This is a genomic window from Streptomyces griseus subsp. griseus, assembly GCF_003610995.1.
In the GTDB taxonomy this organism is placed as follows: Bacteria; Actinomycetota; Actinomycetes; order Streptomycetales; family Streptomycetaceae; genus Streptomyces.
The window spans coordinates 3,519,217-3,532,313 of the sequence record NZ_CP032543.1; the positions used below are offsets into that span (position 1 = coordinate 3,519,217).

At 68.9% G+C, this 13,097-nt stretch carries 11 protein-coding genes and 1 tRNA gene; 7 read left to right on the plus strand and 5 right to left on the minus strand.

Annotated elements, in window-relative coordinates:
• The 3 genes from dnaJ to dnaK all read right to left on the minus strand — a co-directional run bounded on the left by dnaJ (position 1) and on the right by dnaK (position 3,794).
• Positions 1-1,194, minus strand: a complete 1,194-nt coding sequence (gene dnaJ / locus D6270_RS15680) for a molecular chaperone DnaJ (RefSeq protein WP_109164849.1) — start codon at positions 1,192-1,194, stop codon at positions 1-3.
• Positions 1,195-1,290: 96 nt separating this feature from the next.
• Positions 1,291-1,944 (minus strand): nucleotide exchange factor GrpE, encoded by a 654-nt coding sequence (grpE, locus tag D6270_RS15685; RefSeq protein ID WP_109164848.1) that lies wholly within the window; start codon positions 1,942-1,944, stop codon positions 1,291-1,293.
• Positions 1,941-3,794: a molecular chaperone DnaK gene (gene dnaK / locus D6270_RS15690; RefSeq protein ID WP_109164847.1), complete on the minus strand. Its 1,854-nt coding sequence runs from the start codon at positions 3,792-3,794 to the stop codon at positions 1,941-1,943. Before dnaK ends, grpE begins: the two co-directional genes overlap by 4 nt.
• A gap of 608 nt (positions 3,795-4,402) precedes the next feature.
• Between dnaK and D6270_RS15695 the strand changes: the two genes are divergently transcribed.
• The 4 genes from D6270_RS15695 (at position 4,403) to D6270_RS15710 (ending at position 9,850) form a co-directional block, all read left to right on the plus strand.
• Complete coding sequence (locus tag D6270_RS15695) at positions 4,403-5,008, plus strand: sugar transferase (RefSeq protein ID WP_109167422.1); 606 nt, start codon at positions 4,403-4,405, stop codon at positions 5,006-5,008.
• Positions 5,009-5,103: 95 nt separating this feature from the next.
• Positions 5,104-7,386 (plus strand): (Fe-S)-binding protein, encoded by a 2,283-nt coding sequence (locus D6270_RS15700; protein ID WP_109164846.1) that lies wholly within the window; start codon positions 5,104-5,106, stop codon positions 7,384-7,386.
• Positions 7,387-7,596: 210 nt separating this feature from the next.
• Positions 7,597-8,727: an FG-GAP repeat domain-containing protein gene (locus tag D6270_RS15705; RefSeq protein WP_204117113.1), complete on the plus strand. Its 1,131-nt coding sequence runs from the start codon at positions 7,597-7,599 to the stop codon at positions 8,725-8,727.
• Between the two features lie 154 nt (positions 8,728-8,881).
• Positions 8,882-9,850 (plus strand): Yip1 family protein, encoded by a 969-nt coding sequence (locus D6270_RS15710; protein WP_109164845.1) that lies wholly within the window; start codon positions 8,882-8,884, stop codon positions 9,848-9,850.
• A gap of 132 nt (positions 9,851-9,982) precedes the next feature.
• Here D6270_RS15710 and D6270_RS15715 read toward each other — a convergent pair whose 3' ends face one another.
• Positions 9,983-10,483 (minus strand): phosphoribosyltransferase, encoded by a 501-nt coding sequence (locus D6270_RS15715; protein WP_109164844.1) that lies wholly within the window; start codon positions 10,481-10,483, stop codon positions 9,983-9,985.
• A gap of 6 nt (positions 10,484-10,489) precedes the next feature.
• Positions 10,490-11,065: a dCTP deaminase gene (dcd, locus tag D6270_RS15720; protein ID WP_093690006.1), complete on the minus strand. Its 576-nt coding sequence runs from the start codon at positions 11,063-11,065 to the stop codon at positions 10,490-10,492.
• Positions 11,066-11,545: 480 nt separating this feature from the next.
• Between dcd and D6270_RS15725 the strand changes: the two genes are divergently transcribed.
• The 3 genes from D6270_RS15725 (at position 11,546) to D6270_RS15735 (ending at position 12,732) form a co-directional block, all read left to right on the plus strand.
• A tRNA-Gly gene (locus tag D6270_RS15725) sits at positions 11,546-11,619 on the plus strand.
• A 97-nt stretch (positions 11,620-11,716) separates the two neighbouring features.
• Positions 11,717-12,064 carry a transcriptional regulator gene (locus tag D6270_RS15730; RefSeq protein WP_073218904.1) on the plus strand — a complete coding sequence of 116 codons (348 nt, stop codon included), beginning with the start codon at positions 11,717-11,719 and terminating at the stop codon, positions 12,062-12,064.
• Positions 12,061-12,732, plus strand: a complete 672-nt coding sequence (locus D6270_RS15735) for a nucleotidyl transferase AbiEii/AbiGii toxin family protein (protein ID WP_109164843.1) — start codon at positions 12,061-12,063, stop codon at positions 12,730-12,732. Before D6270_RS15730 ends, D6270_RS15735 begins: the two co-directional genes overlap by 4 nt.
• Positions 12,733-13,097 lie beyond the last annotated feature (365 nt).

The following is a 13,097-nucleotide window of genomic DNA, read 5'->3' on the forward strand; positions in this document are numbered from 1 at the left end:
TCAAGCTCCCTTCGCGGCCTGGAACAGTTCCGCCCGCGGGTCCTCGTCCGCGGTCGCCTTGCGGTAGGTCTCCAGCGCGTCCCTGGCCTCCTGGCCGAGGCCCTTGGGGACCGCCACCTCCACGGTGACCAGCAGGTCGCCGCGGGTGCCGTCCTTGCGGACCGCGCCCTTGCCCCGGGCGCGCATAGTACGCCCGTTGGGGGTGCCCGGGGGCAGTTTCAGGGTGACCGGCGGTCCGCCGAGGGTGGGGACCTTCACCTCGCCGCCGAGCGTCGCCTCGGCGAAGGTGACAGGCACGGTGACCGTGAGGTTGTCGCCCTTGCGGCCGAAGACCGGGTGGGCGCCGACGTGGACGACGACGTACAGATCGCCGGCCGGACCGCCGCGCTCGCCCGGGCCGCCCTTGCCGCGCAGCCGGATCCGCTGGCCGTCGGAGACGCCCGCCGGGATCCTGACCTGCATCGTGCGGGCCGACTTGGCCCGGCCGCTGCCGTGGCAGACGTCGCAGGGGTCCTGGGCGATGAGGCCCCGGCCCTTGCAGTCCACGCACGGGTCGGTGAGCGAGAACCCGCCGCCGGTGCCGCGCGAGACCTGGCCGGTGCCGACACAGGTCGGACAGACCCTGGGGGTGCCGTTCTTGTCACCGGTGCCCGAACACGCCTTGCAGGGCGCCTGGCTGGACATCCGCAGCGGGACCGTGGCCCCGTCGACCGCCTCGGTGAAGCTGAGCGTCACCTCGGACTCGATGTCCTGGCCTCGCCGCGGCTGGACCCGGGCGCCGGTACCGCCGCGGTTGAACAGCCCGCCGAAGACGTCGCCGAGACCGCCTCCGCCGCCGCCGAACCCGCCGCCCGCACCGCCCTGTCCGCCGCCCGGGGCGCCGCCGCCGAAGAGGTCGCCCAGGTCGAAGTTGAAGTTGCCGCCCGCACCACCGGGGCCGGCGCGGAAGCCACCGTTGCCGAAGAGGGCGCGCGCCTCGTCGTACTCCTTGCGCCGCTTGGAGTCGCCGAGGACGTCGTTCGCCTCGGAGATCTCCTTGAACCGCTCCTCCGCCTTGGCGTCACCCTTGTTGGCGTCGGGGTGGAACTCACGGGCGAGCTTGCGGTACGCCTTCTTGATCTCGGCGTCGGTGGCGTCCTTGGGGACGCCGAGGACCTTGTAGTAGTCCTTCTCGACGAAGTCCTTCGTGCTCATCGACGTCCCTCCTTCCGGACGATCGGCGCGGCGGCCGGCCCGTGGGCCGGCCGCCGGACCGGTCGGTGTGCACCCTGGTGGTCGGACGTGGTGTCGTCAGACCTCCTCGGTGCCACCGCTCTCCTCGTCGTCTGTCTTCTCTTCCTTGGCCGCCGCGGGCGTGGCGCCCGGCTGCGGCTCGGCGACGGCCACCCGCGCGGGGCGGATGGTGCGCTCGCCGATGCGATACCCCGGCTGGAGGATCGCCACGCAGGTCGTCTCGGTGACGTCCGGCGCGTAGCTGTGCATCAGGGCCTCGTGGATCGTCGGGTCGAAGGGCTCGCCCTCCTTGCCGAACTGCTGGAGGCCCAGCTTCGCGACGACCGTCTCCAGCGATTCGGCGACCGACTTGAAGCCGCCGAGCAGCTCACCGTGCTCCCGTGCGCGGCCGACGTCGTCGAGCACGGGCAGGAGCTCGGACAGGAGGTTCGCGACGGCGATCTCCTTGACCGTGACCCGGTCCCGCTCCACGCGGCGGCGGTAGTTCTGGTATTCGGCCTGGAGCCGCTGGAGGTCCGCGGTGCGCTCGCCGAGCGCGGTGCGGACCTGGTCCAGCTCTGCGGTCAGGCCGGCGGTCCGGTCGGTGTCCCCGGCCGGGGCCGCCGTCTCCTCCTCCTCGGAGGAGTCGGCGTCCTTCGGCTCGGCGTCATCAGGGGTGGCGCCGGAGGGGACGTCGGGCTTCTCCTCGAAGCCCGGAGTCTCCTCGGTCACGCCGCACCGCCCTTGGTGTCCTTCTCGTCGTCCACGATCTCGGCGTCGACGACATCGTCATCGGCCTTGCCCTGGGCATCGCCCGGAGCCTCGGCACCCGGCGTCCCGCCATCGGCCTGGGCGTTGGCGTACATCGCCTGGCCCAGCTTCTGGGAGACGGCGGCGACCTTCTCGGTGGCCGTACGGATCTCGGCGGTGTCCTCGCCCTTGAGCTTCTCCTTCAGCTCGCCGACAGCGGTCTCCACCTCCGTCTTGACGTCACCGGGGACCTTGTCCTCGTTGTCCTTGAGGAACTTCTCCGTCTGGTAGACGAGCTGCTCGCCCTGGTTGCGCGACTCGGCGGCCTCGCGGCGGGCGTGGTCCTCCTCCGCGTACTTCTCGGCCTCTTCGCGCATCCGGTTGACCTCGTCCTTCGGCAGCGAGGAGCCGCCGGTGACGGTCATCTTCTGCTCCTTGCCGGTGCCGAGGTCCTTGGCGGCGACGTGCATGATGCCGTTGGCGTCGATGTCGAAGGCGACCTCGATCTGCGGCACACCGCGCGGGGCCGGCGGCAGACCGGTCAGCTCGAACATCCCGAGCTTCTTGTTGTACGCCGCGATCTCGCGCTCGCCCTGGTAGACCTGGATCTGCACGGAGGGCTGGTTGTCCTCGGCCGTCGTGAAGATCTCGGAACGCTTGGTCGGGATCGTGGTGTTGCGCTCGATGAGCTTGGTCATGATCCCTCCCTTGGTCTCGATCCCGAGGGAGAGCGGGGTGACGTCGAGGAGCAGGACGTCCTTGACCTCGCCCTTGAGGACACCGGCCTGGAGCGAGGCGCCGATGGCGACGACCTCGTCCGGGTTCACGCTCTTGTTGGCCTCCTGGCCGGCGGTGAGCTCCTTGACGAGCTCGGCGACGGCCGGCATACGGGTGGAGCCACCGACGAGAACGACGTGGTCGATCTCGGAGAGCTGGATGCCCGCGTCCTTGATGACGTTGTGGAACGGGGTCTTGCAGCGGTCCAGGAGGTCCGAGGTCAGCTGCTGGAACTGCGAGCGCGTGAGCTTCTCGTCCAGGTGCAGCGGACCCTCGGCGGACGCCGTGATGTAGGGCAGGTTGATCGTGGTCTCGGTCGAGGACGAGAGCTCGATCTTCGCCTTCTCCGCGGCCTCGCGGAGACGCTGGAGAGCCATCTTGTCCTTGGACAGGTCCACGCCGTGGCCGTTGGCGAACTGCTTCACCAGGTAGTCGACGACGCGCTGGTCCCAGTCGTCACCACCGAGCTGGTTGTCACCGTTGGTGGCCTTCACCTCGACGACGCCGTCACCGATCTCCAGGAGCGACACGTCGAAGGTGCCGCCGCCGAGGTCGAAGACGAGGATCGTCTGGTCGTCCTTGTCCAGGCCGTACGCCAGCGCGGCGGCGGTCGGCTCGTTGACGATGCGCAGGACGTTGAGGCCCGCGATCTCACCGGCCTCCTTGGTCGCCTGACGCTCGGAGTCGTTGAAGTACGCCGGGACGGTGATGACCGCGTCGGTCACCTTCTCGCCCAGGTAGGACTCGGCGTCGCGCTTCAGCTTCTGCAGGATGAAGGCGCTCATCTGCTGCGGGTTGAAGCTCTTGCCGTCGAGGTCGATCTTCCAGTCAGTGCCCATGTGGCGCTTGACGGAGCGGATGGTCCTGTCGACGTTGGTGACTGCCTGGCGCTTGGCCACCTCGCCGACGAGCACCTCGCCGTTCTTGGCGAAGGCGACGACGGACGGCGTGGTCCTGGCGCCTTCGGCGTTGGTGATGACGGTGGGCTCGCCGCCTTCGAGAACGCTGACGACGGAGTTAGTCGTGCCCAGGTCGATGCCGACCGCACGTGCCATTTCAATTCCTCCAACTGACTACTTGAGTGGATCTGACTCAAGAATGCACGAGACCCGTCCCGGAGTCAACAGACCTGAGTCGAGCCGACTCAACTTAGGTGCCGGTGCGCGTCACCATCGCGCCGTTCCCCCGACCCACCATCCCACCGTGGGATCGTTCTGTCACAAAATGCCGCGAGACGGTCACAAACGTCATCGATCGGCTGGTACGGGCACACACTTCATCGGACTCCGAACCCCGGGCGGGCGCGATGCGGAACGCGAGACAGCGGCGCGTGCGACAGAAGAACCAGCGGAAGAAGCAGCAGGGACGGCAGGGACAGCAGGCACAGGGAAAGAAGGCACCGGGGAAGCAGGCCCAGCCGCAGGCGCAGACAGAGGTCCGGGCACAGCCCCGGACACAGGCGCAGGCCGAGTCGCCGGGCCAGGCGGAACCACAGGCGCAGGCGCCCGCGGGCCCCCCGCCGCACCGCCACCCCGCAGCTCAGCCACCCCCGCCCCCGCCCTCGACCCCGTACGCCACCGAGCCCCCCGCCCCCCGAAGGCACCCACACCCGCGCCCCACCGGCACCGCCCGGGGCCACTTCCCCTCGCGCCCCGCCGCACGCCTGGCGGGTCTCAGCGACCGGGCCGAGCACCTCGCGGACCGCCTCGCCCCCCGCGCATCGGCCGAGCGGGTGCTGGACCTGGCCCTCGGCACCGCCCTCCTGGTGGCGACCGCCCCCGCCGTCGCCGTCGGGGCCCTCGCCCTCGCGGCCCGGCGGGGCCCCGGCAACGTATGGAAGCGCAGCACCCGTACGGGTCTGGGCGGCCAGGTCTTCACGCTCCGCACCCTGCGCACCCGCCGGCTCCGGCTGGACCTGTTCTCCCGGCTCCCCCACGTCGTCCGGGGCGAGCTCTCCCTCGTAGGACCGGCCCCGCTGGCCCCGGGCGACCCGCGCGCCGCGTGGCCGGGGGCCCGGCAGTGGCGGCAGGAGCTGCGGCCGGGGTGGACCGGGCTGGCGCAGGTGCGGGCCCGGTCCGGGATGCCGTGGGACGACCCCGCCCTGCTGGACCAGCACTACGCAGAGCACCATGGAGTCGTACTCGACCTGGCGATCCTCGCGGAAGCCGTACGCGGTTCCCTGCGGACGGCGCTCGGGAAGGCACGGTCAACCAAGGCACACCTGAGCGACACAGATCACCGCTCGCCCGGCTACAGCCGGGTGGACTAAGTGGATAGTGTCAGCACAGACTAATTAAGTTACTGCTTAGTAGTAGTGGGCAGACGTAACTGGATCCCGCTCTCGCAGGCCCGAGGAGCCCCGAAATGCAACTCGCCGCGATCATCGTGTCGCTGGTGCTGACGGTCGTCGGCGTTGCGCTCATCACCCGAGCCGTCGCGCAGATCTACCGCTTCGTCCGTCTCGGACAGCCGGTACCAGCAGGCAGCCGCACCGACGACCCCAAGGCCCGCACGATCACGCTGGTCAAGGAGTTCCTCGGCCACACCCGGATGAACCGGTGGGGCATCGTCGGCTTCGCCCACTGGTTCGTCGCGATCGGCTTCCTGACCCTGCCGCCGACGCTGCTCCAGGCGTACGGGCAGCTCTTCCAGGCGGACTGGGTGCTGCCGGTCATCGGCAACTTCCTGCCGTTCGAGATGTACATCGAGTTCATCGGCCTGATGACGGTCGTCGGCATCGTCGCCCTGATGGCGATCCGGCTGCTGAACCTGCCCTCGCGGGCCGGCCGCAAGTCGCGCTTCGCCGGCTCCAAGGCCTGGCAGGCGTACTTCGTCGAGTACATCATCCTGATCATCGGCCTCGCGATCCTCACCCTGCGCGGCCTTGAGGGCGCGATCCATAACGTCGGCAGCTACGACGCCGCCTACTTCGTGTCGTACCCCCTGGTGCTCGCCTTCAAGGGGCTGAGCGTCAGCACGCTCCAGACGCTCATCTACCTCACCGCGATGATCAAGATCGGCACCTCGCTGATCTGGATGATCACGGTCTCGCTCAACACCAACATGGGTGTCGCCTGGCACCGTTTCCTCGGCTTCCCGAACATCTGGTTCAAGCGGAACGCCAACGGCGACGTGGCGCTCGGCGCGCTCCAGCCGATGACGACCGGCGGCAAGGAGATCGACTGGGAGGACCCGGCCGAGGACGCCGTCTTCGGTGTCTCCCAGGTCGAGCAGTTCTCCTGGAAGGGCATCCTCGACTTCTCCACCTGCACCGAGTGCGGCCGCTGCCAGTCGCAGTGCCCCGCGTGGAACACCGGCAAGCCGCTCTCCCCGAAGCTCCTGATCATGTCGCTGCGCGACCACGCGCACGCCAAGGCCCCCTACCTCCTGGCCGGCGGCGGCAAGGACATGGAGGGCAACGAGAAGGCCACCGAGGAGCAGCTCAAGGACGTCCCCGCGGCCGCCCTCGCCGAGGCCGAGCGCCCGCTGATCGGCACCGCCGAGGAGAACGGCGTCATCGACCCGGACGTGCTCTGGTCCTGCACCACCTGCGGTGCGTGCGTGGAGCAGTGCCCGGTCGACATCGAGCACATCGACCACATCGTCGACATGCGCCGCTACCAGGTGATGATCGAGTCCGCGTTCCCGTCCGAGGCGGGCACGATGCTCAAGAACCTGGAGAAGAAGGGCAACCCCTGGGGGCTGGCCAAGAAGCAGCGCGTGGAGTGGACCAAGGAGGTCGACTTCGAGGTCCCGATCGTCGGCAAGGACGTCGAGGACCTCACCGAGGTCGACTACCTGTACTGGGTCGGCTGCGCGGGCGCCCTGGAGGACCGGGCCAAGAAGACCACCAAGGCCTTCGCGGAGCTGCTGCACATCGCGGGCGTCAAGTTCGCGATCATGGGCGGCGACGAGAAGTGCACGGGTGACTCCGCCCGCCGCCTGGGCAACGAGCCGCTGTTCCAGCAGCTCGGCCAGGAGAACGTCGCGATGCTGAACATGGCGTACGGCGAGTCCTTCGACGACGAGGGCAACGTCGAGCCGGAGACGAAGAAGCCCAAGTCGTCGAAGAAGATCGTCGCGACCTGCCCGCACTGCTTCAACACGATCGCCAACGAGTACCCGCAGCTGGGCGGCGAGTACGAGGTCATCCACCACACGCAGCTGCTCCAGCACCTCATCGACGAGGGCAGGCTGATCCCGGTGACCCCGGTCGAGGGCCTGATCACCTACCACGACCCGTGCTACCTGGGCCGGCACAACAAGATCTACACCCCGCCGCGCGAGATCATCGCCAAGGTCCCGGGTCTGCGGAACGAGGAGATGCACCGCCACAAGGAGCGCGGCTTCTGCTGCGGCGCCGGTGGTGCCCGGATGTGGATGGAGGAGCGGATCGGCAAGCGCGTCAACAACGAGCGCGTCGACGAGGCCCTCGCCCTCAACCCGGACATCGTCTCGACGGCCTGCCCGTTCTGCCTCGTCATGCTGACCGACTCGGTCAACGGCAAGAAGAACGACGGCCAGGCCAAGGAGTCCATCCAGGTCGTGGACGTCTCGCAGCTCCTGCTGGAGTCCGTGAAGGCGCCCGCCGACCCGACCGGTGAGCCGGAGCAGGTGGACGCACCGGAGCCGGAACCGGCAAAGTGACGTAACGCATCAGCGCGATGAGCGGCCGGACCTGCCTCGGGGGCAGGACCGGCCGCTTTTCCGTGCGTACGCGGACGGGGTGACGCGGCCCGCATGTGATTCCCGACATGTACGCGCCGGGCCCGTCTGGAGCATCATGTGCCCCGGACACCGTCGAACCGGAGCCCGACCCTCCACGACAGACACAGAGCGACGAACGAACGAGGCCCCGTGCGCACGAGCAACACGCACCCGAAGGCAACGACAGCGGCGACGGCCACCACCAGGGCCGCGGCCGCCCTCGCCGCAGGCTGCGCCGGTCTGCTGCTGATGCTCACGGCCTGCGACAGCTCCTCGGCCTCCGGCCCCTCCCCCGCCGCCACCGACGCCAAGAACGGCGACACCGAGCCCGTCCCCCTGGTCCCCGTCCCGCACGGCGGGGGAAGCCGTGTCCCGTACGACTTCAACGGCGACGGCCACCAGGACCTGGTCATCAACGACCTGGTGAAGGCACCCGAGGGCCCGCACGGCGACGACGCGGGGACAGGCATCGTGTACGGCACCGGGGACCGCCCCCTCGACCCGGGCGCCCGCCAGCTGCTGAACGCCCGCGCCAACGCGGCGAAGTCCGGGAACACCCTGCCGGCCGCGTTCGACGCCGAGGCCGCCTGCGACCTGGACGGGGACGGCTTCACGGACCTGGTCGTCTCCACCGACCCCCCGTACAACGGCGTCGGCGCCCCGCCCGTCCCGCTCCAGATCCTGTTCGGCTCGCCGGAGGGCCTGACCGGCAGGGCGGTGACCGTACGCATCCCGGCGCAGGCCCGGTTCGGCAAGGAGTGGCCCGAGCACCCGGTCTGCGGCGACTTCGACGGCGACGGCAGCACCGACCTCGCGGTCACCGCCGGCGACGGCCGGATCTCCTTCCTGCGCGGCCCCTTCACCCGCACCGGGTCCCCGGCCGGCGCGGAACTGATCCCGGACGGCGGCCCGTACCTGTACGCCCCCGAGCCGGAGGCCGACACCGACGGCGACGGCCACGACGACCTCGTCGCCACCGCCCGCCCCCGTACGCCCGGCAAGGCGGCGAAGGGGACCCTGCTGCTGGGCTCGGCGGAGGGCCCGGCGCGCGCCGGAGGCGCGTACACCTTCCGGGCGGAGAAGCTCCCCGAGGCCCCCCTGCGCACCAGGGGCACCACCCGCACCACGCTCCTGTCCCACGGCGACTTCGACGGCGACAAGAAGGCGGACACGGTCGTACGGACGCACCGCGGCGGACGTGAGGACCTGATCGCGCTGTACGCGGCGGGGAACACGGACGACCCGGTCCTGACGTTCTCGACGTCCCTGTTCCTACCGTGAGCCCGGACTCCCCGAACTCTCCCCGCCCCAACCCTCGTACGGCCCTGAACTCCCCTCCCCGCGCCCCCTAGGGGATGTCACAGCTCGGCCGCAATGGCGGGCGGGTTCCCCCGGCCCCCACCCCCCACCACCGGGGACCAGGTACGTTCGACGGGTGGCTGGATTCAGGATCGGACGCGGCCGGGACAACCGCACCCCGCAACAACCGCAGCAGCAGCGGCAGCAGCCGTACGGAGGGCAGGCACCTCAGCCGCCGTACGGAGCTCAGCCGTGGCCGTCGGCAGGAGGCGGCGGCAACGGCGCGGCGCCACCGTACGGAGCCCCGCAGGGCGCCCCGTACAACGGCGGCGGCCATGCGGCCGACGGGTACGACGGCAGACACGGGCAGGGCCACCAAGGCCCGCACGGAACCCGCGGCGGGCACGGCGAGCCGGAGTATTTCGGCGACCCCTACGCCGACCCCGCACCCCATGACCCGTACGCCAACAACCCGGGTCACACGCAGGCGTTCAGCATCGACGAGGACCCGTACGGCGACGGCAACACCTACCGCGCCGGCTCCGCCCCCGCCCAGCCCGCAGGCCCGCGCCTGCCCTGGAAGGCACTGCTGACCGGCATCGTCACGCGCCCGGGCCCCACGTTCTGGCAGATGCGCGACTACGCGGTCTGGGCCCCGGCGCTGATCGTCACGTTCCTCTACGGCCTGCTGGCGCTGTTCGGCTTCGACCAGGCGCGCGACGAGGCGATCAAGGCACCGGTCGCGACGGCCGTCCCGTACGTCCTCTTCACCGGCGTCGGCTTCGTCATCGGCGGCCTGGTCCTCGGCGCGGTGACCCACACCCTGGCCCGCCAGCTGGGCGGCACGGGCTCCTGGCAGCCGACGGTGGGCCTGTCGATGCTGATCATGTCGATCACCGACGCCCCGCGGCTGCTCTTCGCCCTCTTCCTGGGCGGCGAGAACTCCCTGGTGCAGATCCTGGGCTGGCTGACCTGGCTGGCGGCCGGCGCACTGTTCACGTCGATGGTGAGCAAGTCGCACGACCTGCCGTGGCCGAAGGCGCTGGGAGCGTCGGCGATCCAGCTGCTCGCGCTGCTGTCGATCATCAAGCTGGGCACGATCTGAGGCCGAGACCGATATGAGCAGGCCCCCGGAAGCGCGGGACGCACTCCGGGGGCCTGCTCATATTCCACAGGGCATGGCCCTACGCGTCCATCCACAGGGCATGACCCCACGTGTCCGTCCACCGGCGTGGCCCTACGCGTCGAGGACCTGCCCGTCCCGCCGCACGACGGGCTTCTCCACGCTCCACGGGAAGTTGATCCACTGATCGGTCTTCTTCCACACGTACTCGCACTTCACGAGGGAGTGGGACTTCTCGTAGATGACGGCGCTGCGGACCTCGGCGACGTGATCGACGCAGAAGTCGTGGACGAGCTTGAGGGTCTTCCCCGTATCGGCGACATCATCGGCGATCAGGACCTTCTTCTCCGAGAAGTCGATCGCGTTGGGGACCGGCGCCAGCATCACGGGCATCTCCAGGGTCGTCCCGACCCCGGTGTAGAACTCCACGTTGACGAGGTGGATGTTCTTGCAGTCAAGGGCATAGGCGAGCCCACCGGCAACGAAGACCCCACCCCGGGCGATGCTGAGAACGACATCGGGCTCGTACCCGTCGTCGGCAACGGCCTGCGCGAGCTCGCGCACGGCCCGCCCGAAGCCCTCGTAGGTAAGATTTTCCCGCACGTCACTGGCCACGATTGATCACACCTGGGTCCGATGGAAGTTCTGGAACGACCGTGAGGCCGTGGGCCCCCGCTGCCCCTGGTACCGCGACTCGTACCGCTCGGAGCCGTAGGGGAACTCGGCGGACGAGGTCAGCTTGAACAGACACAGCTGCCCGATCTTCATGCCCGGCCAGAGCTTTATGGGGAGCGTCGCGAGGTTCGACAGCTCCAGGGTCACGTGCCCGGAGAACCCGGGATCGATGAACCCGGCCGTCGAGTGCGTCACCAGACCGAGCCGCCCGAGCGAACTCTTCCCCTCCAGCCGCGAGGCCAGGTCGTCGGGGAGCGAGATCACCTCGTACGTGGACGCCAGCACGAACTCGCCCGGGTGCAGGATGAAGGCGTCATCCCCCTCGGGCTCGACGGTCCGCGTCAGATCAGGCTGTTCCACCGCCGGGTCGATGTGCGGGTACCGGTGGTTCTCGAACACCCGGAAATAGCGGTCCAGCCGCACGTCGATGCTCGACGGCTGCACCATCGAAGGGTCGTACGGATCGATACGGACTCGCCCGGCGTCGATCTCGGCCCGGATGTCCTTGTCTGAGAGAAGCACGCCCCGAGGATACGCAGAAGGCACGACCCCACCCCAACCGGACCGGCGCCGGTGCCTTCCGCCTATACCCCTACCGCTTCTCGAACCCCACGGGAACGGCCTGCCGCAACCGTGCACACCGGGGACACCGGATCAACCGCCCCGGCCCGATCCGGTCGGCCCCGAGCTGCTGCATCGGGAACGACGAGGTAGCGAAAACATGCCCTTCGGCACAGCGGACGACGGTGCGCTCCATCGACTCCATCAAGTCCCTTCCCCAACCACATATGGACGAGAAAGCCACATTAGGGGATGAACAGGACGCCACCACAAGCGGCACTCCGACCACCCACGCTACGCCCCCAACTCCCGCCCACCCCAACCGCGTCCACCCGGCCCACCCCTTGGGGCACAGCACGAGAAGACCCCACGGCTCATCCGCCGGGGGCCTGACATGGGGTACAGTGTGTGACGATGCAACGCCGGTCATCGGCATGCTTCGCGGGTGTAGTTTAATGGTAGAACATGAGCTTCCCAAGCTCAGAGCGCGAGTTCGATTCTCGTCACCCGCTCCACATGAAAGCCCCAGGCCAGCGGCCCGGGGCTTCTTCGTTCGGGTCACCTTGGATGCGGCCGGTCGGCTTCGGTGGCCTCTCCCTGGATAATCGACCTATGGCATCACAGCCCAGTCTTTCCGATCTCCGCCGTGCCAAGTTCGCCCGGCGAACGCCCGCAGCACTCTCCGAGCTTGTCGGCCCCGAGCACGGCACGGTACGCCTGCCACTTCACCTGGCATGGTCGGGGCTGACCACGTTCGACCTCGACCAGCCACGGCTACGGATGAGCTACTACCGCATCGTGTTGGCCGAGGGCCAGCACGACGACCTGGTCCAGTACCTCAACCGCGGCCTCCTCGTCAGCCTGTGGCCCACGCTGCGCACACTGATCAGCCGTGATGTCCGTGAAGTCTGGGAGCACGCCTTCGACGAGCTGGCTCACAGCGCCCAGGCTGCTGCGTGAACCTCACCGATCTGCACCGTCGCCTGCTGGCTGATGTACTCGCCGTGGGCGGTGCCTACCCTCTGGCGCTTACCGGCGGCTACGCAGTCCAGGCACACGGCCTGGTCGACCGCCTCAGCCAGGACCTCGACGTTGCGACCGAGACTTCCGTTCGCATGGAGGACATTGCTGCTGCGGTCCGCGTCGGCCTGGAACAACACGGGTGGCAGGTCAGCGCTCTGGAAACAGACCCGCTCTCCGCACGCCTGATCGTCACCGATCCCATCAGTCACGAAGAGTGCGAGGTCGACATCCTCAAGGAAGCGCTGTGGCGACCGCCCGTACACACCGACCACGGACTGGTGCTGTCCCTCGAAGATGTCGTCGGGACCAAAGTCCGCGCACTCTTCGACCGCGGACTCGCCAGGGACCTGATCGACGTACAGGCTGCCGCGAACCGCTGGAGCCATGTCGAACTCGAAGAGCTCGGTCGACGCCACGCCCGCGACTCCTTCGACCTGAGCGAGCTCCAAGCGCGGTTGACGGGAGCTGACTGGATCGACGACACGGAATTCGCCGCCTACGGACTCGACGAACAAGCGATCACCGGGCTGCGCCAGTGGGCACAGGCATGGGCCACCGACATCAGCGAACGGCTCCAAGAGCTGGAGAGTCCGCACGAAGACTGATGGGCGCATGGAGGCCAGATGCGCTCAGCACGGTGCACGCCAGGTCAATCGCCCCCCTGTGCCCCATCCGTGCCCAGCAGAGCGGACGATAGCGGTCAGATACGGCTCTCAGAGACAAGGGGCCATCCACCTGCCCACTGCAAACCCCAGTTCAGGACCCCTTTGACAGCCGAAGCACCGCTGATTCCCAAGCTCGGATCGGGAGTTCGATTCTCGTCACCTGCTTTGATGAAGGCCCTGGTCAGCGACCGGGGCTCTTCTTGTGTTCGGGGTCGGCCTGAGGTGTGGAGGCTGTGGGGACGGCGGGAACTACGGGGTTGCCGACGGGCGTGGTGTTCTAGCGTGTGCAGAAGTGAAGGGTGACG

Bases quoted from the DNA above. Each gene is read 5' to 3' on its own strand.
- D6270_RS15700 (WP_109164846.1), top strand. From the start codon at position 5,104: ATGCAACTCGCCGCGATCATCGTGTCGCTGGTGCTGACGGTCGTCGGC.
- D6270_RS15730 (WP_073218904.1), top strand. From the start codon at position 11,717: ATGGCATCACAGCCCAGTCTTTCCGATCTCCGCCGTGCCAAGTTCGCC.
- dnaK (WP_109164847.1), bottom strand. From the start codon at position 3,794: ATGGCACGTGCGGTCGGCATCGACCTGGGCACGACTAACTCCGTCGTC.
- dnaJ (WP_109164849.1), bottom strand. From the start codon at position 1,194: ATGAGCACGAAGGACTTCGTCGAGAAGGACTACTACAAGGTCCTCGGC.